Raw genomic sequence first — 20,856 nt, 5'->3', positions numbered from 1 at the left:
GGAGGAATCCCTCAGCTTGGCGGCATCAGCAGAGCGCCGTTTTCGAGCAATGCGCTCAGCGCGGCTTGCAGGTCGAATGGGCGGCCTGGCGCTTCCTGGCTGCTGGCGTGAGCGGCGGCATCGCCAAGACACTGGCCCGCCGCAAGCGCGTCCAGCAGGTGCAAGCTGGCCAGCGGAACCTCGTGCACCCAGACGCTGTCTTCGGGCCGGGTCACCAGCACGCCGGTGGCCTCTTGTGGCTTGATTTCGATCTCGGTGTGCCCAGCGCGCGCGCTGCGCCAGAGTTCGACCAGTGCGTATGCCGGCGAGACCTTCCAATGAGTCGCCGGTGCCACCTGCAGTCGCAAGCCAGGCAAGACTTCGGGTGGAAGTGTGGCCAAACGCGTCGCGGTCAGCGGGAGGTGATCGCCTGCCGCATGGGCGCGCATGCACATCCAGTCGACCGAGGCCAGGTCGCTGGTGTAACGGGCGAGTTGCGCGTGTTCCAGCGAGGCCAAGAACTCGGGGAAGCCATCGCCGTACAGAAACAGGCGGCCTTCTTGAGGCGGGTGGGCGCGCGCGAATGCAGTCGCCGCCGGCCAGAACCAGGGTCCTCCCAGCCAATTGGCGACGCTGAGGAAGTTGGCCTCCAAGGATTCAATGGCCGCGCGCAAACCGGTGTTGGCATACACCGCGGTGGCCGCTGGCGCTGGGGTCAGCCCGACTTCGACGTCGGTTCCGGCCAGCAAATGCCAGCCGTCGATGCTGGTCAAGAACTGTGTGTAAAAGCTCGAAGGGCTAGTCATGGGCAAAGCTCCAGGCTGGCGTGGCTGCCTGCACCCGCGCTCGCTCTTGCCAGAGCACGGAGAAATCAGGCACGGCTCCGTCCCACTCAATCAGCGTGGGGCGCGGACCGATGCGTTGGCACAAAGCGGCATACAGAGCCAGCACCTCCTCGGAGACCGGGCGATCGTGGGAATCGATCAGCAAGTGGGGGCCGAGTTCGGGGTCCTCACTGTGCCCTGCGAGATGGATCTCGCTGATGGCCTCAATATCAATTTCCGCCAGCCAATCGCTGGCGCGTTGATGGATGTTGACGGCGCTCACGTGGAGGTTGTTCACGTCCACCAACAAGGAACAGGCCGTGCGTCGCACCACTTCGTTCAGGAAATGAGGCTCGCTGAACTCATGGCCCTCCAGGCTCAAGTAATGGCTGGGGTTCTCGAGTGCCAAGCGCATGCCCGTCACCTGCTGCACTTGGTCGATGTGGGCGATGACCCGTTCCAGCAAAGCGCGGGTGCGCGGCGCCGGCAGCAAATCAGGCACATAGCGAGCTCCCAAGCGCGACCACGCCAGATGCTCGGACAAGCGGACCGGTTTCACCCGGTCGATCAGCTGTCGCAGACGACGCAGATGCTGCAGATCCAAAGGCTCCGGCCCCGCCAAAGAAAGCGAAACACCGTGCAGAGCCACCGGATGGTGTTCGGCCAGTGCCGCCAGCATGCGCGGGCGCGGCCCGCCATCGGCCATGTAGTTCTCGGGATGAACCTCGAACCACAGGCCTTCGGCTTGCGCCTGCATCGCCTGCTGAAAGTGCTGAGGCTTGAAGCTCAGCCCGAGAGTCGTCTGCACGGTAGAACTCTTTCTTGCTGCGAAACTGAGTCGTCAAGAGCCACCAGACTCAGGCCTTGATCGGCGTGATCGGCGTGAGCGATCCCTGGCCCTGGGGTGTCTTGGTGGTGACGCAGCTGCCCACGGGGACCTTCTTCCAGGCATTGCCTTGGTAGTTCACCTTGGAGGTCCCGGCGCAGCTGGTGCCAGGGCCGGCGGCGCAGTCGTTCTGCCCGGCCAGTGAGATGCCGTAGCACTTCTCCATGGCCACCTTGCCGCCGCTCGGCTTGCTCTCAGCCGCCAGGGCGGCGCCCTGCACAGCCGCCGCCAAAGCCAGGACCGTGATCACGTGTCGTCGTGTGCTCATGATGTGTGGGAGTCGATTGAGGGAGAGGGATGGAGGGACGCACTGATCTCAAGTCAGCGCGCCCCCGCTTCAGATTCAAGCCAGGGACTTGGGGGTCTTGGCCTTGATCGAGGGCCAGTTCGCATCGGCCTTCTTGTTGTTGCCCGGCACGTCTTCCAGCCACTTCTTTTGAACGTCCTTGTTGACGTTCAAGTGCAGCTTGCCGTCCACCAGCCTCCAGGCCGCCGGGTCGCCATCCAGCTTCTTTTCCAGGGCCACGCCCATGGCGCAGAAGCCACCGTAAGCCGGCTCGTACTTGCCCGGATTGGCATTGAAAGCATCGCGATTGGCCGCGCTGGCGAACAGATAGGTGACGCCGTTGTGCTTGGCCGAGAACTCAGCCTTGCCCGCGGTGGGCGCGTTCACGGTGTGATAGGCCACCGGGTCATGACCGCGCAGGCCGATACCCTTGCTGTCGATGTTCACGACCGCGGCAGAGTTTTCGTCATAGGCAAAGGCCGCGGACGGGGCGAGGCCTGCAGTCAGTGCGGCAGCGGCAGCCACGGCGATCAGGGAAACACGGAAATAGCTCTTGGACATGATGTGCCTTTCTGGGGCGAATCGGTTGGTGGTTCTGAATGACTTGGCTCAGGCCAACCCCTGAGTGCAAGCTGAAGTGCTGAAGTTGCTCGGCGTGCAACGATGAAATTCGCCGTTACTTCGGGTGTCACAGCAGCTGGGACAGGGCTTCTTGCGTTCACATGTCCTGGCCCGACTGCATGGACTGAACTTTAGGAATCGAAGCGCTTGCTGAGCTGACTGCGCGTCTCGTTCCATGTCCCATTCGTCTCGATTTGCCGAACGCGCGTTCAGAGCGCCGCCTCGCGCGGGGCTTGAGATGAACGGGCTTCGCCTTGGGGCACAGCCTCACATTCGTGGCCATCGCTGTGAGCTCTCACCTTGCCGTGGCGGTGCGGCTGAAGCGGCCCCAGCTGGCCTGCGGCGGCGTGGCCATTCTTCCGCGCGCCGTAACAGCCCATTGCCTTGCAAGTGATTTCTGAAGTGAGGCTCGATCCCTAGAGTTCAGTCCCAGGCCTGCAGCACACCGCAGGACCTGAATCACTCTGAATCAAACCCACCAAGGAACCCCCATGAAAGCAGCCATCATCATCTTGTCCGACCCAAAAAACGGCGGCGAAGACGCGCTCGGTCGCATGTTCAACGGCCTGGCCGCCGCCTATGACTTCAAGCAGCGCGGCACGGACGTGTCCATCTACTTCCAAGGCGCAGGCACCCGCTGGCCCGGTGTGATCAGCCAGGCCGACCACCCCGTGCACGCCCTGTTCAAGGCGGTGGAAACCGAGATCGCTGGCGTGTCCTGCGGTTGCGCCGACGTGTTCGGCTCGCGTGAGGATGCGGTGAAGAGCGGCTTTGACTTGATCACCGACAACAGCGTGCCCGGCACCTCCGGCCTGCCCAGCCTGGGCAAGCTGGTGGCAGACGGTTTCACCGTCTTCACGTTCTAAGCCAACAGTTGGGAGACGACCATGGCCCATGCATTCCATGACGGCGAGCGGGCCGTGCAGGCGCGCGCCGGAGAAGCCGCGATCGCGGTGCGCAATGCCAGCGTGATCACCGACACGGTGATCGCCGGCGCCCGCCCCTTCATCGAGAAGCAAGTCATGGTCGCCACGGCGACCCGCAACGAGGGCGGCCAGCTCTGGGCCTCCTTGCTGTTCGGGCCGCCCGGCTTTCTGCGCAGCCCCGAGGGCCGCAGCATCGAACTCTCGACGAGCCTCGCTCCGCGCCAGGCCGACGACCCCTTCTGGCAGGAGCTGGACCTCGGCTCACGGGCCGGCCTCTTGTTCATCGAGCTCTCGACCCGGCGCCGCTATCGCGTCAACGGCCGAGTCGAGCAGCTCGACGATCAGCAGCTCCGTATCGCGATCGACGAGGCCTACCCCAACTGCCCCAAATACATCCAGCGTCGCCATCCGCATGCACCCGCCGGAGACGCCCAGCGCGTCGAGCCCAGCAGCGTGCGGCGCGGCCAGGACCTCGATGAGGCCAGCGCTGCCTTGCTCGGTGCGGCCGATACCTTGTTCATCGCCAGCGGCGCACCGGGCGGTTCGCTCGACGCCTCGCACCGTGGCGGGCCGGTCGGCTTCATCGAGCTCCTCACTGCGCGACGCTTGCGCGTGCCCGACTATGCCGGCAACAGCCTGTTCAACACCCTGGGCAATCTCAATCTGGATCCGGCTTGTGGTCTCGTGGTGCCCGATTTCGCCACCGGCCGCCTCCTGCACCTGACGGGCCGCGCCCAGCTGCTCTGGGACCAGGCAGACCCGCAGGGCCTCACCGGGGGCACCGGTCGTTTCTGGGAGTTCGAGATCGAGGAGTGGCTGCTGCGCGAGCAAGCCATGGCTCTGAGCTGGGAATTCCTGGACGCCTCGCCCTTCAACCCCAAGGTCACCGCATGAAACTGATCGTCCACCAATTGCAGCGTCACGGCGCGGACGTGCTGGAAATTCGCCTGCGTCATCCGCAGGGTCAGGTCTTGCCATCCTGGTCCGCTGGAGCACATCTGCGGCTGCAACTGCCGGTTTCCGACGGCCAGTGGCTGGAGCGTCATTACTCCCTCATCGGCACGGAGGGCGCCGCCGAGGAGTACCGCATTGCGGTGCTGCTCGACCCGGCCTCACGCGGCGGTTCGCGCTGGATTCATGAACAACTGGCGGCAGGACAGACCCTCGATGTGGACGGCCCCTTCGACAGCTTTCCGCTGCAAGCCGAGCAGGGCCGAACCCTGCTGGTGGCCGGCGGCATCGGCATCACGCCGATGCATGCCATGGCCCATGCGCTGAATGCTGCGGGTCGGTCTTTTGAGTTGCACTATTTGGCGCGCAGCGAAGACCGCTTGGTGCTGCTCGACGAGCTGCGGGCCCTGCCCCACGCGCAACTTCATCTGCATATTGGTGCGAGCCCACCGACGCTGGAGGCGCTGCTGGGCACTTTCAGCGCCGGCGCCAGCCTGCACGCCTGCGGGCCGGTGCCTCTGCTGAACGCGCTGCGTGAACGCGCGGCAGAGTTGGGCTGGCCGGGCGCCGCCTTGCACTTCGAGAGCTTTGGCGCCCGATCGCAGCCAGGCGACCGCCCGATTCGCGTGCATCTCGCTCAAAGCGGCATCGCGGTCGAGGTTCAGCCCGGCACCAGCATCCTCGATGCCCTGATTGCCGCCGACGCCTTCGTGGCCTACGACTGCAAGCGCGGTGAGTGCGGGCAATGCCACAGCCGCGTGCTGGAGGGCCGCCCGCTGCACCGTGACGTATGCCTGAGCCCCGCGCAGCGCGCAGAGGGTTTGTGCACCTGCGTGGGCTGGGCCAGCAGCGAAAGCCTGACCCTGGATCTTTGACCCGATCGCAGGGGCAGACAGCCCATCAGAGGCGGATCACCAGCTTGCCGAAATGCTGCCCGGATGCCAGGTGCGTGTAGGCCGCAGGGCTGTCTTCGAAGTCAAACACGCGGTCAATCACAGGGCGGATGTTGTGCAGCGCCATGAATTGGTTCAGGCGCCGGAGCTGGGCCACCGAGCCCACGCAGATGCCGTCGATGCGGGCATTCTTGAATTGCAGGGGCTGGATGTCGGGGCGAGCATTGAAGCCACTCAGCACGCCGATCTGTGCGATGCGTCCACCAGGGGCCACGGCACGGATGGAGCGGTCATAGGTGTCCGGCCCGCCCAGCTCCAGGATGTGGTCCGCGCCCAGCCCCTCGGTCAAGCTCAGAACCTGCTGGTCCCAGTCCGGCGTTTCGCCGTAATGGATGGTGGCCCAGGCGCCCAGTTGACGGGCACGTTCCAGCTTGGCATGCGAAGAGGACGTGACGATCACCCGTGCACCCACAGCAGCGGCCAGTTGCAGCCCGAACAGCGCCACACCGCCGGTTCCTTGCACCAGCACCGTCTCGCCGGCCTGGACGTGGCCGCGCTCAAACAAGGCATGCCAGGCGGTCAAGCCGGCACAGGGCAGGGTGGCGGCTTCTTCATCACTGAGGTGCGCAGCGGGTGCCACCAGCGACTGAGCCGACACCAGCAGCTGCTGGCTCAGGACCCCGTCGGTGTTGCCGCCGCCCAGGGCCTCTTGCAGATGGGCAGGGTCGAAGCGGCCATCCACCCAGGCCGGGAAGAAGTTGGGGCTGGCGCGATCGCCCACCTGCCATCCCTGCACACCGTCGCCAACGGCCACCACCGTCCCGACGGCATCAGACAAAGGAACAAGGCCATCGCGTGCCGCCCCGCTGGCAGCGCCCCGCAAGGTGAGCAGGTCGCGGTAGTTCAGGCTCGCCGCGCTCACCTGCAGAAGCAACTGGCCGGCAGCGGGCTCGTGATGGGCTGCGCCGGTATGCGCCTGCAGCTGCGCTTTGGCGTCCTTGATGCGAATTTGGAATTGCTGATTCATGATTTCCTGGTTGTGTAGTGATCGATACAGAAATAGTAGCGTTCGAAAGCCGGTCGCGGTGTTACGCGTGGAGAAAGACTGAATTTCTCGCGCCTGCAATCTCCGTGCTGTGATTTGTGTAGGGATCAATACAATTCACCCATGCCTAAGCCGAGATCAGCGACCCCCTCTACCAAGGACTCAGAGGGCAGCCGCCTGCCAGGGCGCCCGCGCGGCTTTGATCGCGCCGCAGCCCTGGACTTGGCGCTGGATCTGTTCTGGCGGCATGGCTACGAGGGCGTGTCCACGGCCACGCTGGCGAGTGCGATGGGCATCGCGCCGCCCAGCCTGTATGCGGCTTTTGGCAACAAAGAATCGCTCTATCGCGAATGCCTGGATCTCTACGCGCAGCGCCATGGCGCTTTTCTCGGCGACGCTCTGCTGTCCGATTTGCCGGCGCGTGCTTGCATGGAGCAGGCCTTGCGGGCGGCCTGCCGCCAGTACACCGACCCCAGCCACGTCGCCGGCTGCATGGTGTCGGCCGCCGGCCTGCAGGGGGCGCCCGCCCACGCAGCCCAGCACGCACAGACCGAAGCCATGCGCCTGCAGGCCAGGCAGGCCATCGAGCAAAGGCTCAAACGCGCTCGCACCGAGGGTGAGTTGGCCGCCGGCACAGACTGTGCGGCCCTGGCCGGTTACTTTGCGCTGGTGATCCAAGGCCTGGCGATTCAGGCGCGCGACGGCGCCTGCACCAACAGCCTGCTGCGCATGGTGGACGTGGCCATGGCGGCCTGGCCGGCAGAGGCGAACACAGGCGTTCGTGGCGGCTAGGGCCAGCCGCACGCAGTCTTGCGTGCAATCGAGTTGCGGCCGCCAAAGAAAAAGGGCGCCCCTGCTGGGACGCCCTGTGGCGAGAGCTCGTCTGAAGTCAGGCCCGGAGGTTCACAGGCCCAGATCACTCAGCGAGGGGTGATCATCCGGGCGGCGGCCTTGGGGCCAGTGGAACTTGCGCTCTTCGGGCTTGATGGGCAGGTCATTGATGCTGGCATGGCGCACCGCCATATAGCCCAAGGCATCGAATTCCCAGTTCTCGTTGCCGTAGGCGCGGTACCACTGGCCCGAGTCGTCGCGCCATTCGTAGGCGAAACGCACGGCGATGCGGTTCTCGCTGACGGCCCACAGTTCCTTGATCAGGCGGTATTCCTGCTCCTTGGCCCATTTGCGTTCCAAAAAGGCCAGGATGGCCTCACGACCCTGGAAGATTTCGGCCCGGTTGCGCCAGCGGCTGTTGGCCGTGTAGGCCTGGGTCACGCGCTTGGCATCGCGCGTGTTCCATGCGTCTTCGGCCGCGCGGACCTTTTGAATCGCCGTCTCACGGCTGAACGGAGGCAGAGGGGGGCGCGGGGCGTCGGGGGATGTTGTGCTCATGGTGCTCGCAAAGCTGGGGTGGAGAAATCCGGCGGCGGTGCTTGCGGCGCCAGCCACAAGCAAGTCCCGCCGGGTGAGATCGGGGCTAAGGGTGTTGTTCATTCTTTGGGGCTGGGGCGCCACAGGCCCGGCATGTCCACATGGCCGGGCAGGGCCTGTATGCGAGACAGCCAAGCCACCAGATGGCGGTGAGGTGAGAGATCCAGGCCGCCCTCGGGTGCGAGCGCGATGTAGGGGTAGACGGCCAGGTCGGCGATGCTGGGCTGATCGCCCGGCAGCAGCCAGGGCTGATCGCACAACTGCGCATCCAGCAGCTTGAGCAAGGCCTGGCTGCGCTGCGTGGTGGCCTCCAGATCGATGGGACGGCCGAACTTGCGGTGCATGCGCAGCAGGGCCGGCCCATGCGCCACCTCATTGGCGGCCGTGGACAGCCAGGCCTGAATGGCAGCCAAGCGGGCCGGGTCCGCCGGCCACCAGGCCGGGCCGCCGTAGCGAGCCGCGAGATAAACCAGGATGGCCTGGCTGTCACGCACCACCACCTCGCCGTCCACCAGCACCGGCACTTGGCCGAAGGGGTTCAAGGCGAGGAACTCGGGCTGCTTGTGCGCGCCGCCGGTGGGTACTTCCGACTCATGGGGCAGCTCCAACAGGGAAAGCATGAGGCGCACCTTGTGTGCATTGCCGGACAGGGGAAAGTGGAACAGCTTCATGATCATCCTCAGGCGGCTTGGACAGGATGGACAGCTCGCTGAACAGCGGGCCGACTTGCGATGCGCTGGAGCCAGTCCTGCACCGCGGGGTAGGGTTCGAGCCGGACGCCGGCATAGTCGGCCACGCGCAGCCAGCCGAAGTGGGCAATGTCGGCAACCGAAAAGCTCTCGCCGGCCAGCCAGTGGGCTTCTTGCAGCCGTGTCTCCAGCACGGCAGTCAGGCGGCGCGATTCCGCCTGATAACGCTCGATGCCCACGGTGATGCGCTCGGGCTGGCGCATGAACCATCCTGCTTGCCCGAACATGGGGCCGACGCCGCCGACCTGGAAAAACAAGTACTCCAGCGCACGAATGCGATCCCTTGGATCGGAAGGCATCAAGCCGCCAAACTTGTCGGCCAGGTAGAGCAGGATGGCGCCGGATTCGAACACCGACACCGGCTCGCCGCCGGGCCCATCGGGGTCGACGATGACCGGGATGCGCCCGTTGGGATTGAGCGCCAGGAACTCCGGTTGCTTTTGCTCTTCACGGCCCAGATTGACGGGCACGAGGCGATAGGGAGCGCCCAACTCTTCGAGTGCGATGGGGATCTTCACGCCATTGGGCGTGGGGGCGTAGTAGACGTCGATCATGGTTGACGGTGTTTTGGAGGTGATCAATGGGTGGCACTCAAGCGCCCGGTCCACAGTCCAGGCAGCGTTCCACGGGCGGTGGGCCCATGCGCAAGTCGCGCTGCAACAAGCGCAGCGCGGTGCGCAGGCCTTCTTCGATGACAGGGTGGTAGAAGGGGCTGTCCAGCATCTGCTGCACGGTGTCACCGCGCTGCACCGACCAGGCGAGCAGATGGGCGAGATGCTCGGCGCGTGGCCCCAGCATCTCTGCGCCCAGCAAGCGCCCGCTGCCCACTTCGGCGTAGACATGCAGCGCGCCGCGGTTGACGCCCATCACACGGCTGCGGCCCTGGTCGGCAAAGGACACCTGGCCGGCGAGAAACGGCGTGCCTGCTGCCTGCAATTCGGCGTGGCTGCGCCCGGCGATGGCCATTTGCGGATCGCTGAACACGATGGCCAAGGGCGCACGGCGTGGCCGCACGCGCACATCGGGCCAGCGGCCGGCGTTGTCGCCCGCAATACGGCCTTCGTCGGCGGCCTCATGCAGCAGCTCCCGCTCGCCATTGGCATCGCCAGCGATGAAGACTGGGCTGTTGTCGACCTGCCCGGTGTGGGGATCGAAGGGCGAGCGCCCATCGGCTTGAAGGGGCAGGCCGCTGTGCTCCAGCCCCAGGCCCGCCAGCCGCGGACGGCGCCCGGCGGCAGCCAGGGCGAAGTCAAAGCGCTCCACACGCCCGTCCAGTTCCAGCAGGACTTCGTCGCCCTCGCGCCGCAGATGGGGCGTGGCTTGGTTCAGCGACAGCGCCAGTTCGCTGCTGAACAGCTCGCCTGCCAAGGCCTGCAGCGCCGGGTCGGTGAGTGGGCCCACGCGCTGGCTGCGGCCGAGCACCCGCACCCGAACACCCAAGCGGTGCAAGGCCTGGGCCAGCTCCAGCGCGATCACGCCGGTGCCCAGCACCAGCACCGCTTTGGGCAGGGTCTGCCAATCGAACAGTTCATCGTTGCGGATCAGCCGGTCACCCAGCGCTGCCGACCAGGCCGACTCGATATTCGGCTCGGAGCCGGTGGCGATGACGATGCGCGCCGCATGCACCCGATGCAGCTCGCCGTCATGGCCTTTCACTTCCAGCGTCTGGGGCGCCGTGAAGCGCGCCCAGCCTTGCAGGCGGTGTTCCGGCGCCCAGTCTTGCACCGCCTCGGTGACGAAGCCCACAAAGCGATCGCGCTCGCTGCGTACCCGGGCCATCACGGCGGCGCCATCGATGCGAACCTGCGTGTCGATATGCACGCCAAAGCGCCCGGCCTCGGCCACGGCGTGGGCCGCCTCGGCGGCCGCGATCAGCAGCTTGCTGGGCATACAGCCCACACGGGCGCAGGTGGTGCCGTAGGGGCCGCCTTCGATGGTGAGCACCCGGGGGGTATGTGCCAAGGCAGCGCGGTAGGCGGACATGCCGGCCGTACCGCTGCCGATGATGGCGACGTCAACGTGGTGCTCACGCATGCAGCATTCCTTCGGAGGGCGAGGGTGTCAGCCAAGCGCCAGCCGCTCGGCAAGGCCTCCACTGTGCGCAGTTCTTGCCCGCAAGTGAACCCTCATGGCCGTGAAGTCACTGCTACGCATGGCGGAACAATTGGATCCACGGAAGCCGGCAATGCGGATTCCGTACACAGCGCGCAATAGTCCGATTCGCTAGGCCCGCTTGAAGCTGCGGCGCCGGCCGCGTGTAATGCAGGCATTCCAACGACACAGATGCAGTGCTCATGAAATCAGTCCTCGAAGCCCGCAGCGACAGCCACGCCCGCGAAGTCCTGGCCCTGGAAGACGATCGCCCCACCTTGGTGGATTTCGCGGCAGCCTGGTGCGGGCCGTGCCAGGGACTTGCGCCCGTGCTGGAGTCTTTCGCCCAGTCGCGCGCTGATTCATTGCGTGTGCTCAAGATCGACATCGACGCCTGCCCCGATCTGGCGCGGGAGGTGGGCATTCGCAGCGTGCCGACCTTGCTCTTGGTGCGCAATGGCGAAGTCCTCGCCAGCCGCCTGGGTGCGGCCTCTTCGGGTGACTTGGGCCGCTTCGTCGACCGCGCACTGGCATGAGGGCTTGGAACACGCGCTTGCCGATTGAGAACCCGGTGCCGGGCCTGATGGCTCACGGGTCGCCACGGCCCGGCATCGCTTCCAAAACAAGCCACCGTCAAACACTGCCGAGTCGCCCGCGACTGTTGGCGTAGCAGCCGCGGACGCCGCCCGAGCAAAGCCTCTGAAAGCACAAAGGAATCATCATGAGCCGAGCCTATTCCGACCTTGCGTTCACACCCACGGTGAGGGCCATGCAAACCCGCATGGGCAGCCGCTCCGCCTACGAAGCCCTGGATCACACGGACGAGCGCCGTGATGCGTTCACCGCACGCGAGGCCGAATTCATTCATGCCCGCGATGGCTTCTATCAAGCCACGGTGGGCGAAACCGGCTGGCCCTATGTGCAGTTCCGCGGTGGGCCTGCTGGCTTTCTCCAGGTGCTGGATGCCAAGACCCTGGGCTATGCCGACTTCCGCGGCAATGTGCAATACATCAGCGTCGGCAATCTGCAGGGCAATGACCGCGTCTCCATCATCCTGATGGACTACGCCCATCAACGCAGGCTGAAGATCTTGGGGCGCGTGAGGCTGGTGACGGCCGATGAAGACCCGGCCCTGCTGGCTCGGCTGGCCCTGCCGCAGTACGAGGCGCGTGTGGAGCGCGCCATGCTGATCACGGTCGAAGCCTACGACTGGAACTGCCCCAAGCACATCACGCCCCGCTTCACCGAGGCCGAGGTGAATGCGGCGGTGGCGCCGCTGCGCGCCGAGCTGCTGCAAGCGCGCGAGGAGTTGAAGCGCTTGCGCGAGGCGGCCTCTTCAGCAGGCGCCGACCAGGATCTCGGAGCCGAGCCTCTGGCCTGAACCCTCAGCGGCGTGCGCCGCCTCACTCGCGAGGCCGTCTTCAGTCCAGCGCCTTGCTGGCGCGCAGACGCTCGATCGCCAGATCCAGGAAAGCGCGCGCCTTTTGTGAGGCATGGCGGCCCTCGCGGTGCACCAGATGCACGGGCAGAGGGGCCGTTTCAAACTCGCTCAGCACGACTTGGAGCCGACCTTCGCGCACGTGCTCGGCCACCTGATACGACATCAGACGGGTCAGCCCGAATCCCGCGACGGCTGCGGCAACCGCCGAGTCGTTCGTGGTGGTGGTCATGCGCGGCTGCAGCTTGACGAGCTTGGGCGCGCCGTTTTCCACCAAACGCCATTCCGGCGTGGGGGTGACGCCGCTGGCTGACACGATCGTGTGTGCTGTCAAATCGTCCGGGGTTTGCGGGGCACCATGGCGCTTCAGATAGCTGGGCGCTGCGCAGATCACGCGGCGCACCCGTCCCACCCGGATCGCTTGCAAAGAAGAGTCGGGCAGTTCCCCGATGCGAACCCCGATGTCCACGCCCTCGTCGACCATATTCACCACCCGGTCGAGGAACCAGCAAGAAGCCGTCACCTCTGGGTAACGCTGCAAATACTCGGTCACGATCGGGGTGACGAACAGCGCGCCAAACAGCGCCGGTGCGGTCAGCGTGAGGCGGCCGCGTGGCGAGGCGTGCAAGCCGCTCACCGATTCATCTGCCTCGGCCAACTCAGCCAGGATGCGACGGCAGTCCTCCACATAACGCGCCCCCGCCTCGGTCACACGCACCACGCGGGTTGTCCGGGTCAGCAGGCGCACGCCCAGATGAGCTTCCAGCTCACTGATGGCGCGGGTCACGGCGGGCGGGGAGATGTTGAGCTTGCGCGCAGCGCCGGCGAATCCATTCGCATCGACCACCGAAACGAACACGTTGATCAGATGCAATCGGTCCACTATTTCTCCTCGCGCAACGGTGCCCTGAATTTGACGGCGATTCTAAACGTGGGCCCATTCAAGGACAGTTCAAGCATTCGCTGAGAACACAGGGGCTGCAGTGACAGGCGTCAGCTCAAAACCGGGCTTTGAACATGTCTCCTTTCGGCATGCCCGGCATTGAAGCCGCCATTGGCGGCCGTGCAGCAGCTTTGGGTGCGTTCTCCGACTTGATGGAAGAAACTGATCGGCACAGACCCGCATCCCAAGCCGGTCGAACGTCGAGGTGACAGAACGCCTTGGTCCTCGCCTCAGGGGTGGTGCCCTTCATAATCAAGACCTGCCCCTCCGCTTGCTCGAGCCGTCTCCCTTTCATCATGGATAAATTCTTGTTGCAGCAGCAGGTGCTGGAACGGCTCGCCGAAGACCTGCTGCAAGCCGAACAGGCAGCCCGAGCAGCCCACGAAACGGCGACTCACGAAGAGAACATCGCCGAGAACAAATACGACACTTTGGGCCTCGAAGCCGCCTATCTGGCCACCGGCCAGGCCCGTCGCGCCGAAGCCATCCGCCAGGCCATGGTTCATTGGCGCCAATTCCGCCCGCTCCCCTACGACGCCAGCAAAGGTATTCAGCTTGGCGCCCTGGTTTGCCTGGTCAACGCTGACGACCAGCAGCAACAGCTCTTTCTCGGCCCCGATGGCGGCAGCATGAAGTTGCTCAGCGGCGATCAGTTCGTTCAGGTCATCAGCAGTGATGCCCCTTTGGCCAGGGCCGTGCTCGGCAAATGCGAGGGGGATGAGGTGTCCATACAGATTGCTGCGGTTCGCCAGCAGTTCGAGGTGCTGCAGGTTCTGTGATTCGCAAGCCAGTTCACGCCGAACGGCACTGCCACCACTCGCCCCATCATTGAGCCCGACTCCAGGTCTGCGGCCTCGGCCGAAGCCAAGGTGTCGTTACGCCCAGGCATGTGCCCAGCCAGAGAGGACAATCACGACCTCGACAGCCCCTGGTCGGATGGACAGCCTGCCTCTATCGCCAGTTGGTGCCGTCAAACTGCTCATGACCGACGCTCTTCAATCCCCCTACACGACCCTGCCGCAGTGGCCCAAGGCTTATCCGGCCAGCGGCGTCAGCGCCACGCTGAAGCTCCTCAACGAGGATTTCATCGTGACCGAACTGCCGCTGCAGCTGCCCTCCGGTGCGGGCGAACACATCTGGCTGGACGTCGAGAAGAATGGGGCCAACACCGTCTTCGTCGCCCAGCAGCTGGCCGCGGCCGCCGGCGTGCAGGAATGGGATGTGGGCTATGCCGGCCTCAAGGACCGCTACGCCGTCACCCGACAGTGGTTCAGCATCTATCTGCCCAAGGGCGAAACGCCCGACCTGACTCAGCTTCAGCACCCTGAGTTCAAGGTGCTGAGCCAAAGCCGCCACGTGAAGAAGCTGCGCCCCGGCGATTTGCAAGGCAACCGGTTTCGCATCGTGCTGCGTGAGCTCGCGGGTGATCGTGACGCGATCGAGGTCAATCTGCAGGCGATCGCTTCACAGGGCGTTCCCAATTACTTCGGCGCTCAGCGTTTCGGCCATGACGGCGGCAACGTCGAGCAGGGCCGGGCCATGCTGGCGCGCGAGATTCGCGTGCGCAACCCAAAGAAGAAGGGCATCTACTTGTCGGCGGTGCGCTCTTTTGTTTTCAATGAGGTGCTGGCGCTGCGCATTCAGCAAGGGCTCTGGGGCCAGACCCTGCCCGGTGATGTGATGGACGAGGCCGGCCGGCCGACCGGGCCGCTCTGGGGCCGGGGCCGCGTGAGCACCAGCGATCAAGCGCAGGCCTTGGAAAACGGCGTGGCTGAACGTCACGCCCTCTTGTGCGACGGCATGGAACACGCCGGTCTGGATCAGGACCGCCGCGCCCTGGTGGCGTGCCCGGGGGACATGACATGGGAGTGGCCGCAATCCGATCAACTGGTGCTCACCTTCTCTTTGCCTGCCGGGACTTACGCCACCTCCGTTCTGAGCGAAATCCTCCAGGCCACAGAGCCAGAGCGGCACAGCGAGAGCGACGAGCCTGCGGCCGCTGAATGACGATCGCGTTGCCGCACGGGCTTGGCGTTGGACTTGGGGTGGCTTTCAGTTAGGCTTGCCATCCGCACTTGGCGATGTGAAGCGCCAGGCCGACCGACAGCGGGGCCATCGGCCCTGCGGATTCACCGGAGAACTCACATGGCATACGTCGATGGCTTCGTCGCTTCCGTTCCCAACTCCCGGCGCGCGGAGTTTGTGGCGCATTCGCAGGCCATGGGCCAGATCTTCAAAGAATACGGAGCAAGCCGTGTCGTCGACTGCTGGGGAGACGATGTGCCGGAAGGCAAGTTGACCTCGCTGCCCATGGCCGTTCAGTGCCGGCCCGACGAAACGGTGGTCTTCTCCTGGATCACCTGGCCCTCGCGCGAGTTGCGCAACGAAGCCTGGAGCAAGGTGATGGCCGATCCGCGCATGCAGTCCGCTGGCGAGCCTCCCTTCGACGGCAAGCGGATGATCTTTGGCGGGTTCGAGGTGGTCTCAGAGGTCTGAGTCGCTAGCGGCGTGGCGGGTTCGCTAACGCCGATGATGGGCCCGATTTGGGCCGCCATAGCGACGCCGCCTGCCAGTGAGCGCGGGGAGAGCACGAGGAGAGCGGTGGGGCGCCGAGTCACGCAAATGGATGCGAGCCTGAGGGGCGCCTTGCTCTCGATGGCCTTCAGACCGCTGCGAAGGTCTTTCGCCACTGACTGGGCGACACGCCCACCGACTGCCTGAACTGAAGGCGGAATGACTCCGCGGAGCCAAAGCCGGCCTGTTCGGCCACGCGCTCGATGCTCAGCGGTCCGCGCTCCAGCAGGCGCTGAGCCAGCTGCACGCGCTCTGCCAGCAGCCAGACCTGCACCGAGGTGCCGGTCAAGGCCTTGAACTGCCGGGTGAGGGTGCGGCGGCTGAGGCCGGCCTCATGAGCCAAGGAGTCCAGGCTGTGCGATTCATGGAGCCGGGCGCGCACCTCGTCCATCAGTCGGCCCAGCCGAGTCCCGGTGCGGGCTTTGGGCAAGGGCTGTTGGATGTATTGCGACTGCCCCCCTTCGCGGTGCGGTGGGATCACGAGTCGCCGCGCCAACTGATTGGCCCGCTCGCCGCCCAATTGCTGCCGCACCAGATGCAGGCAGGCATCGAGGCCGGCCGCAGTGCCGGCCGAGGTGAGCACGCGTCCCTCCTGGACGTAGAGCACGTCTGCTTCCACCTTGACGTCGGTGAAACGTTGGGCAAACAGCGGGGCGTACTCCCAGTGGGTGGTGGCCCGCCCACCTGCCAGCAGACCCGCCTCGGCCAGCACATGGCTGCCCAAGCAAAGCCCCACGATGAGGGCGCCACGCGCATGAGCGGCACGCAGGGCGCGCAGCAGCGCCTCCGGCGGGCGCTCGTTGACGTCACGCCAACTCGGCACGATCACCACATCGGCTTTCTGCAGGGCGCGCAGCGATGGCAAAGCGGTCAAGGCAAAGCCCGCGCTGGTTCGCACAGGTGCCGGGTCCACGCTGCACACGACGAGGTCAAAGGGACTGTCCGGCGCCAGGCCCTCGCCGAACACCACGCAGGGCACCGAAAGATGAAACGGGCTGATCCCTTCGAACGCCACCACCGCCACGCGGCGACGCAGCGCTGGTCCAGCGGCGGGTGAGCTCATGGGCATCGATGAATGGGAAGTAGAAGCAAGTTGGCCCGATTTTACCGATCATTGACTTTCGGGTCGATGGCCAGCTGCACCTGTTCTCGCAAGAATGAAGACTTCACTCATTGCCCCGGAGAACTCCCATGTCCAAACCAGCCTTGCTGCTGATCGATCTGCAGAACGACTACTTTCCTGGCGGCGCATTCCCGCTTGCCAACACCGAGGCCACTTTGGCCGCTGTCGAGCAGGCGATTCGCGATGCGCAAGCAAGAGGCCTGCCGGTGATCCATGTGCAGCACGTGGCCGACGCCAGCCAGGGCATCGCCCCGTTCTTCAACGCCGGCACCGAAGGCGTGAAGATTCATCCGCGCATCTTGGCGGCCGCGCCGGAGGCACCCGTGGTGGTCAAGCACTTCGCCGACAGCTTTGAGCGCACCACGCTGCACTCGACACTGCAGGCGCTGGGCGTCACCGAACTGGTGCTCTGCGGCATGATGACGCAGAACTGCGTGACCCACACGGCCCTGTCTCGCCAAGCCGATGCCTACGAGCGCGTGACGGTGCTCACCGATGCCTGCACCACGGTCAGCGAGATGCTCCATGCCATCGCCCTGCATGCCTTGTCGACCCGTGTTCGACTGGTATCTTCCGGGTCGATAGGGGCTTGATCGCCGAACACTGGGACGTGGAGCAGGCGGTTTCGGCGCAAGTCCTAGGGAAGCTCTGCATAAATCAGCCCGGCCGCTGCTAGCGCGGCCTCGGGCGGTCTGCGGCGTTGCGATTTTCGCCAATAGCTACGGCTATTGGCTTCAAACTGCGCCTTGCAGCCCATCCCGATCCGCACGACATCGTCTCGCCCCGATTTATGCAGAGCTTCCCTAGAAGCCGTGCAAGCCGGCGCGAATGGGCGGGCAACTGAATCTCAGTTATCGGTGGCACTTGAGGTAAGCAGCATGGACAAAGAATTTCAACTCGACTCGGACGGTTTGCATCAGGCCGTCGAGTTGATGAGTCGTGACTTCAGCGGCGCGACGGCGCTATCCCTGGATTCAGAACTGCCGCAGGTCGGGATGGGCTCAAGGGCTGCGCTGCATTTGCTTGCCCCGAGCATCCTTGGCGGCGCCGCGCGTTTGGGCGAAGCCACGTCATTTGCCCACATGGACCCGCCAACGCCCTGGATCACTTGGGCCATGACGCTGTGGAACGCGTCGCTCAATCAGAACCTGCTTCACCCAGCCACAGCACCTGTGGCTCGCCGCATCGAAGAGCAGGTCGTGGCATGGCTGGCGCCATTCTTTGGCATGAACGGCGGGCACATGACGCCGGGTTCAAGCGTGGCCAATTTGACCGCCTTGTGGGCCGCGCGCGAATGTGCCGGCATCACGGAGGTGATCGCATCGGCGGGCGCGCATCTCTCCATTGCAAAAGCGGCGCATCTCTTGGGTCTGAAGTACCAGAGCGTGCCCATAGACGCCAAGGGCTCGATGGACGCGGCGCGCTTGCCGGCCGACTTGAGTCAGTCTGCCTTGGTGCTCACAGCCGGAGCGACCAGTACCGGTGCTATTGACCCTCTTCATCTGGCCGGCAGGGCCGCATGGACCCATGTCGATGCGGCCTGGGCAGGCCCATTGCGACTGAGCAAATACGCCGACTCACTGGCCGGCATCGAGGCGGCAGATTCCGTGGCCGTGTCCGCGCACAAGTGGCTGTTTCAACCCAAAGAGTCCGCGCTGGTTTTGTTCAAAGACACGGCGAAAGCCCATGCGGCAGTGAGCTTCGGTGGTGCCTACCTTGCCACGCCCAATGTCGGCGTTCTGGGTTCCCATGGCGCCGTGGCCACAGCCCTTCTGGCAACGCTGCTTGCCTGGGGACGCGAAGGAATTGCTCAGCGCATTGAGCACTGCATGGACCTCGCTCGCAGCTTGAGAGATTTTGTCGCGGCCGATGAGCGCCTTGAGCTCTATGCGGAACCCCAAACCGGCGTCGTGCTTTGGCGTCTGAAAGACGAAAGCCTGTTTGAGCAGGTGCTGCAGCAACTGCCGGTGGGTTCCACGTCCACCACCTCCATCGCGGGTGTGCGGTGGTTCCGCAATGTCGCAGCCAATCCGAGTGCAGATATCAGCCTTTTGATTGCGGCCATTCAGGGGGCATTGCCTGCGCGCGCCGATTGACCTCAGTGAATTGCAGCGTGAGCCCTGTCTCCGCTGGGTTTGACGGCCCTGCGTCAGATGCGATCTTCTTGACTTGAGATCTGCTGCTGCATCGCTCTGACTTCTTCGGCTGAGGTCTGCCGCGACAAGGCTTCGCTGAACCCAAACTCCAGCAACTCAGCAGCTGGCGCTTCGCTCGCGGGCAGGCGGCAAGAGGCATGCACCTCACGCACCCCCGTCGCGGCCAGCAAGGCGGCCACCTTGTCGGGGCGGATGCCGCTGCCGGCGAGGATGCGGATGCGCCCCTGGCTCTGGCGAACCAGGGCGGCCAACTGAGCGCTGCCTGCCAAGGCGCTCGGCGCGCCGCCCGATGTGAGCACGCGTTGGAAGCCCAGGGCGATGGCCACCTCCAGCGCGGCACCCGGGTCACGTACCAGGTCAAAGGCGCGGTGCAGGGTCAGCTGCAGGCGTCCATTGGCCACGCGGATCAGGCGTTCCAGCAGCGGCCGGTCGAGTTGGCGTTCGGGCGTGAGCGCACCGATGGCCACGCCGGCCAGACCCAGCTCCGCCGCCAGGGCGATGTCTTGCAACATGATGCGCGCCTCGGCCTCGCTGTAGACAAAGCCGCCGCTGCGCGGGCGGATCAGGGCGATCACGGGCAGGCTGCGCGTCGCCGCTTCGGCCATCAAGCCGGCCGAGGGCGTGAGCCCGCCGCAGCCCAGGCTGCTGCACAGCTCGATGCGGTCGGCCCCGCCTTTCTGTGCGGCGTCGAGGCCGGCGATGTCGTCGACACAGACTTCCAGCAAGACGCTCATGCGCGCACCTCGGCAGCACCGTGCTCAAAGGCGAAGGCGGCACCGATCAGACCGGCTTGGTCGTTCAAGACACTGGGCCGCAGCAAGGCTTGATCGCAGTCCTTGCTGTCATTGCGGCTGCGGCGCAAGATCTGCCGGCGCACGGCGGCATCGAGTGCGCTGATGAGCTCTGCCGAGCGGCTCAGGCCGCCGCAGACCGGCACCACGCTGGCACCGGTGACGTTGACAACCAGGGCCAAGGGGCCGGACAGCAGCTCGACATAAGCCGCCACGGTGGCGCTGGCAGCGCGCTCGCCGGCCTGCCAGTCGGTCAGGATCTGATGGCTGCTGTGCGCCGCGCCGCCGTTCAGGGCCAGGTGCAGGCGCTCCAGGCCGCGGGCGCCGCCCACCGTGTCGGCGCAGCCGCTCAGGCCGCAGCCGCAGCGAAAGCGTGGCAGGTGCACGCGCTGGCCCGCGCCGTTCAGCAAGGTGGCTTCGTTGATGCTGGGGCCATGGCCCCATTCGCCGCACAGGCCGCCAGCCCCTTGCACCAGCTGCCCGCGCACGACCAGGCCGCCGCCCACGCCGGTGCCGAGCACGGCGCCGAACACGACCTCATGGCCCTGGCCCACGCCCACCCGCGCCTCGGCCAGGGCGGCGCAATCGGCATCGTTGCTGGATTGCACCGGCATGCCCAGCAGGCTGGCCAATTCCTGGGCCAAAGGGCGCCCTCGGATGCAAGGAATGTTGGCGGCCACCACCTGGCCGGTGTCGGGCACTACCACGCCGGCGATCGAGATCGACAAGCCCCGGGTCCGCCCGGCCACGCCTTTCACGGCCGTGCGCAGCGTGGCACAGAAATCCGCCCAGTCTTGCGTCGGCGTCGGCAGGGTGCTGATCAGCTCGCAGCGGCTGCCCCCCAGGTAGCGCGCCAGGCGCAGCTGCGAGCCGCCGATGTCGGCCACCAGGAGCTCGCCCGCGGCGGCATGACTGGCGGCATGGGCAGTGTGGCAAGGGGCTTCGGTCGGGCTCATGCGGCGGGAACTCCTGGTGTGGGCGGGGTCGCTTCGGCGCGGAGTCTAGGACCGGGCGTGCCGCGCAGTCCAGGCCCGGCACGGCGTTTTCGGCCACTGTCGCAAGCCCGCCTCGTTTCGTTTACTAAACAAAACTAAACTGAATCCAAACATTGAAAGTTTGTTGAGCCGTGCTGGCTTCCTTTGTATAAATTTA

The 20,856-nt window shown here is 65.4% G+C and carries 24 protein-coding genes; 11 read left to right on the top strand and 13 right to left on the bottom strand.

From position 1 onward, the window contains the following. Window positions 1–11: 11 nt before the first annotated feature. The 4 genes from LNV28_RS02590 to LNV28_RS02575 all read right to left on the bottom strand — a co-directional run bounded on the left by LNV28_RS02590 (window position 12) and on the right by LNV28_RS02575 (window position 2,536). Window positions 12–785, bottom strand: coding sequence for an HvfC/BufC family peptide modification chaperone (locus tag LNV28_RS02590; protein WP_263516632.1), 774 nt, complete (start codon window positions 783–785; stop codon window positions 12–14). Next, the gene (gene bufB, locus LNV28_RS02585) at window positions 778–1,611 is read right to left on the bottom strand and encodes an MNIO family bufferin maturase (RefSeq protein ID WP_263516633.1); all 834 of its coding nucleotides are present in this window, start codon (window positions 1,609–1,611) and stop codon (window positions 778–780) included. The genes LNV28_RS02590 and bufB overlap by 8 nt, the downstream gene beginning before the upstream one ends. Before the next feature lie 49 nt (window positions 1,612–1,660). Beyond that, a complete protein-coding gene (locus LNV28_RS02580; RefSeq protein ID WP_263516634.1) occupies window positions 1,661–1,957 on the bottom strand; it encodes a BufA1 family periplasmic bufferin-type metallophore in 297 nt (98 codons plus the stop codon). Between the two features lie 75 nt (window positions 1,958–2,032). Beyond that, window positions 2,033–2,536 carry a YHS domain-containing (seleno)protein gene (locus tag LNV28_RS02575; RefSeq protein ID WP_263516635.1) on the bottom strand — a complete coding sequence of 168 codons (504 nt, stop codon included), beginning with the start codon at window positions 2,534–2,536 and terminating at the stop codon, window positions 2,033–2,035. A gap of 551 nt (window positions 2,537–3,087) precedes the next feature. Between LNV28_RS02575 and LNV28_RS02570 the strand changes: the two genes are divergently transcribed. From LNV28_RS02570 to LNV28_RS02560, 3 genes are read left to right on the top strand one after another with little or no spacing between them, the layout of a single operon-like run. Further along, on the top strand, window positions 3,088–3,462 hold the full coding sequence (locus LNV28_RS02570; protein ID WP_171827337.1) for a DsrE family protein: 375 nt from the start codon (window positions 3,088–3,090) through the stop codon (window positions 3,460–3,462). A gap of 21 nt (window positions 3,463–3,483) precedes the next feature. Next, window positions 3,484–4,416 (top strand): pyridoxamine 5'-phosphate oxidase family protein, encoded by a 933-nt coding sequence (locus LNV28_RS02565; protein ID WP_263516636.1) that lies wholly within the window; start codon window positions 3,484–3,486, stop codon window positions 4,414–4,416. Next, the gene (locus tag LNV28_RS02560) at window positions 4,413–5,348 is read left to right on the top strand and encodes a PDR/VanB family oxidoreductase (RefSeq protein ID WP_263516637.1); all 936 of its coding nucleotides are present in this window, start codon (window positions 4,413–4,415) and stop codon (window positions 5,346–5,348) included. The genes LNV28_RS02565 and LNV28_RS02560 overlap by 4 nt, the downstream gene beginning before the upstream one ends. Window positions 5,349–5,373: 25 nt before the next feature. On the opposite strand, the gene LNV28_RS02555 is transcribed toward LNV28_RS02560, so the two are convergent. Further along, window positions 5,374–6,393, bottom strand: coding sequence for a zinc-dependent alcohol dehydrogenase family protein (locus LNV28_RS02555; RefSeq protein WP_263516638.1), 1,020 nt, complete (start codon window positions 6,391–6,393; stop codon window positions 5,374–5,376). Between the two features lie 141 nt (window positions 6,394–6,534). Between LNV28_RS02555 and LNV28_RS02550 the strand changes: the two genes are divergently transcribed. Continuing rightward, on the top strand, window positions 6,535–7,203 hold the full coding sequence (locus LNV28_RS02550) for a TetR/AcrR family transcriptional regulator (RefSeq protein WP_263516639.1): 669 nt from the start codon (window positions 6,535–6,537) through the stop codon (window positions 7,201–7,203). Window positions 7,204–7,314: 111 nt separating this feature from the next. On the opposite strand, the gene LNV28_RS02545 is transcribed toward LNV28_RS02550, so the two are convergent. The 4 genes from LNV28_RS02545 to LNV28_RS02530 form a co-directional block, all read right to left on the bottom strand. Then, the gene (locus tag LNV28_RS02545; RefSeq protein WP_263516640.1) at window positions 7,315–7,800 is read right to left on the bottom strand and encodes a nuclear transport factor 2 family protein; all 486 of its coding nucleotides are present in this window, start codon (window positions 7,798–7,800) and stop codon (window positions 7,315–7,317) included. Between the two features lie 98 nt (window positions 7,801–7,898). Then, the gene (locus tag LNV28_RS02540; protein WP_263516641.1) at window positions 7,899–8,510 is read right to left on the bottom strand and encodes a glutathione S-transferase family protein; all 612 of its coding nucleotides are present in this window, start codon (window positions 8,508–8,510) and stop codon (window positions 7,899–7,901) included. A gap of 8 nt (window positions 8,511–8,518) precedes the next feature. After that, window positions 8,519–9,142 (bottom strand): glutathione S-transferase family protein, encoded by a 624-nt coding sequence (locus LNV28_RS02535; protein ID WP_263516642.1) that lies wholly within the window; start codon window positions 9,140–9,142, stop codon window positions 8,519–8,521. A 37-nt stretch (window positions 9,143–9,179) separates the two neighbouring features. Then, entirely contained in the window at window positions 9,180–10,622 is a 1,443-nt protein-coding gene (locus LNV28_RS02530) for a dihydrolipoyl dehydrogenase (protein WP_263516643.1), read from the bottom strand. Window positions 10,623–10,882: 260 nt separating this feature from the next. Between LNV28_RS02530 and LNV28_RS02525 the strand changes: the two genes are divergently transcribed. After that, a complete protein-coding gene (locus LNV28_RS02525) occupies window positions 10,883–11,215 on the top strand; it encodes a thioredoxin family protein (protein WP_263516644.1) in 333 nt (110 codons plus the stop codon). Between the two features lie 185 nt (window positions 11,216–11,400). Then, window positions 11,401–12,060, top strand: coding sequence for a pyridoxamine 5'-phosphate oxidase family protein (locus LNV28_RS02520; protein WP_263516645.1), 660 nt, complete (start codon window positions 11,401–11,403; stop codon window positions 12,058–12,060). 40 nt (window positions 12,061–12,100) lie between these two features. Here the strand turns inward: LNV28_RS02520 and LNV28_RS02515 are convergent, their stop codons facing one another. Next, window positions 12,101–13,000 (bottom strand): LysR family transcriptional regulator, encoded by a 900-nt coding sequence (locus tag LNV28_RS02515; RefSeq protein ID WP_263516646.1) that lies wholly within the window; start codon window positions 12,998–13,000, stop codon window positions 12,101–12,103. Between the two features lie 356 nt (window positions 13,001–13,356). On the opposite strand from LNV28_RS02515, the gene LNV28_RS02510 reads away from it, so the two are divergent. The 3 genes from LNV28_RS02510 to LNV28_RS02500 all read left to right on the top strand — a co-directional run bounded on the left by LNV28_RS02510 (window position 13,357) and on the right by LNV28_RS02500 (window position 15,556). Beyond that, window positions 13,357–13,839 (top strand): GreA/GreB family elongation factor, encoded by a 483-nt coding sequence (locus LNV28_RS02510; protein WP_263516647.1) that lies wholly within the window; start codon window positions 13,357–13,359, stop codon window positions 13,837–13,839. A 202-nt stretch (window positions 13,840–14,041) separates the two neighbouring features. Next, a complete protein-coding gene (truD, locus tag LNV28_RS02505) occupies window positions 14,042–15,067 on the top strand; it encodes a tRNA pseudouridine(13) synthase TruD (RefSeq protein ID WP_263516648.1) in 1,026 nt (341 codons plus the stop codon). 138 nt (window positions 15,068–15,205) lie between these two features. Then, window positions 15,206–15,556 carry a DUF1428 domain-containing protein gene (locus tag LNV28_RS02500; protein WP_263516649.1) on the top strand — a complete coding sequence of 117 codons (351 nt, stop codon included), beginning with the start codon at window positions 15,206–15,208 and terminating at the stop codon, window positions 15,554–15,556. Between the two features lie 166 nt (window positions 15,557–15,722). Here the strand turns inward: LNV28_RS02500 and LNV28_RS02495 are convergent, their stop codons facing one another. Beyond that, window positions 15,723–16,697, bottom strand: coding sequence for a helix-turn-helix domain-containing protein (locus tag LNV28_RS02495; protein WP_263516650.1), 975 nt, complete (start codon window positions 16,695–16,697; stop codon window positions 15,723–15,725). A 128-nt stretch (window positions 16,698–16,825) separates the two neighbouring features. On the opposite strand from LNV28_RS02495, the gene LNV28_RS02490 reads away from it, so the two are divergent. Continuing rightward, window positions 16,826–17,350 (top strand): cysteine hydrolase family protein, encoded by a 525-nt coding sequence (locus LNV28_RS02490; RefSeq protein WP_263516651.1) that lies wholly within the window; start codon window positions 16,826–16,828, stop codon window positions 17,348–17,350. 285 nt (window positions 17,351–17,635) lie between these two features. Then, entirely contained in the window at window positions 17,636–18,853 is a 1,218-nt protein-coding gene (locus LNV28_RS02485; RefSeq protein WP_263516652.1) for a pyridoxal phosphate-dependent decarboxylase family protein, read from the top strand. A 53-nt stretch (window positions 18,854–18,906) separates the two neighbouring features. On the opposite strand, the gene LNV28_RS02480 is transcribed toward LNV28_RS02485, so the two are convergent. Continuing rightward, on the bottom strand, window positions 18,907–19,647 hold the full coding sequence (locus LNV28_RS02480) for a copper homeostasis protein CutC (protein WP_263516654.1): 741 nt from the start codon (window positions 19,645–19,647) through the stop codon (window positions 18,907–18,909). Next, window positions 19,644–20,660: an ROK family protein gene (locus LNV28_RS02475; RefSeq protein WP_263516655.1), complete on the bottom strand. Its 1,017-nt coding sequence runs from the start codon at window positions 20,658–20,660 to the stop codon at window positions 19,644–19,646. The genes LNV28_RS02480 and LNV28_RS02475 overlap by 4 nt, the downstream gene beginning before the upstream one ends. Window positions 20,661–20,856 lie beyond the last annotated feature (196 nt).

Source organism: Paucibacter sp. DJ2R-2, from assembly GCF_025717675.1.
Classification (GTDB): Bacteria; Pseudomonadota; Gammaproteobacteria; order Burkholderiales; family Burkholderiaceae_C; genus Paucibacter_A.
The sequence above is the reverse complement of the archived record's forward strand: the minus strand, read 5'-3'. Positions and strand labels throughout refer to the sequence as shown.

Excerpts from the sequence above, each read along its gene's own strand:
- LNV28_RS02590 (WP_263516632.1), bottom strand. The coding sequence starts at position 785 with ATGACTAGCCCTTCGAGCTTTTACACACAGTTCTTGACCAGCATCGAC.
- LNV28_RS02580 (WP_263516634.1), bottom strand. The coding sequence starts at position 1,957 with ATGAGCACACGACGACACGTGATCACGGTCCTGGCTTTGGCGGCGGCT.
- LNV28_RS02575 (WP_263516635.1), bottom strand. The coding sequence starts at position 2,536 with ATGTCCAAGAGCTATTTCCGTGTTTCCCTGATCGCCGTGGCTGCCGCT.
- LNV28_RS02570 (WP_171827337.1), top strand. The coding sequence starts at position 3,088 with ATGAAAGCAGCCATCATCATCTTGTCCGACCCAAAAAACGGCGGCGAA.
- LNV28_RS02565 (WP_263516636.1), top strand. The coding sequence starts at position 3,484 with ATGGCCCATGCATTCCATGACGGCGAGCGGGCCGTGCAGGCGCGCGCC.
- LNV28_RS02560 (WP_263516637.1), top strand. The coding sequence starts at position 4,413 with ATGAAACTGATCGTCCACCAATTGCAGCGTCACGGCGCGGACGTGCTG.
- LNV28_RS02555 (WP_263516638.1), bottom strand. The coding sequence starts at position 6,393 with ATGAATCAGCAATTCCAAATTCGCATCAAGGACGCCAAAGCGCAGCTG.
- LNV28_RS02550 (WP_263516639.1), top strand. The coding sequence starts at position 6,535 with ATGCCTAAGCCGAGATCAGCGACCCCCTCTACCAAGGACTCAGAGGGC.
- LNV28_RS02545 (WP_263516640.1), bottom strand. The coding sequence starts at position 7,800 with ATGAGCACAACATCCCCCGACGCCCCGCGCCCCCCTCTGCCTCCGTTC.
- LNV28_RS02540 (WP_263516641.1), bottom strand. The coding sequence starts at position 8,510 with ATGAAGCTGTTCCACTTTCCCCTGTCCGGCAATGCACACAAGGTGCGC.
- LNV28_RS02535 (WP_263516642.1), bottom strand. The coding sequence starts at position 9,142 with ATGATCGACGTCTACTACGCCCCCACGCCCAATGGCGTGAAGATCCCC.
- LNV28_RS02530 (WP_263516643.1), bottom strand. The coding sequence starts at position 10,622 with ATGCGTGAGCACCACGTTGACGTCGCCATCATCGGCAGCGGTACGGCC.
- LNV28_RS02525 (WP_263516644.1), top strand. The coding sequence starts at position 10,883 with ATGAAATCAGTCCTCGAAGCCCGCAGCGACAGCCACGCCCGCGAAGTC.
- LNV28_RS02520 (WP_263516645.1), top strand. The coding sequence starts at position 11,401 with ATGAGCCGAGCCTATTCCGACCTTGCGTTCACACCCACGGTGAGGGCC.
- LNV28_RS02510 (WP_263516647.1), top strand. The coding sequence starts at position 13,357 with ATGGATAAATTCTTGTTGCAGCAGCAGGTGCTGGAACGGCTCGCCGAA.
- truD (WP_263516648.1), top strand. The coding sequence starts at position 14,042 with ATGACCGACGCTCTTCAATCCCCCTACACGACCCTGCCGCAGTGGCCC.
- LNV28_RS02500 (WP_263516649.1), top strand. The coding sequence starts at position 15,206 with ATGGCATACGTCGATGGCTTCGTCGCTTCCGTTCCCAACTCCCGGCGC.
- LNV28_RS02495 (WP_263516650.1), bottom strand. The coding sequence starts at position 16,697 with ATGAGCTCACCCGCCGCTGGACCAGCGCTGCGTCGCCGCGTGGCGGTG.
- LNV28_RS02490 (WP_263516651.1), top strand. The coding sequence starts at position 16,826 with ATGTCCAAACCAGCCTTGCTGCTGATCGATCTGCAGAACGACTACTTT.
- LNV28_RS02485 (WP_263516652.1), top strand. The coding sequence starts at position 17,636 with ATGGACAAAGAATTTCAACTCGACTCGGACGGTTTGCATCAGGCCGTC.
- LNV28_RS02480 (WP_263516654.1), bottom strand. The coding sequence starts at position 19,647 with ATGAGCGTCTTGCTGGAAGTCTGTGTCGACGACATCGCCGGCCTCGAC.
- LNV28_RS02475 (WP_263516655.1), bottom strand. The coding sequence starts at position 20,660 with ATGAGCCCGACCGAAGCCCCTTGCCACACTGCCCATGCCGCCAGTCAT.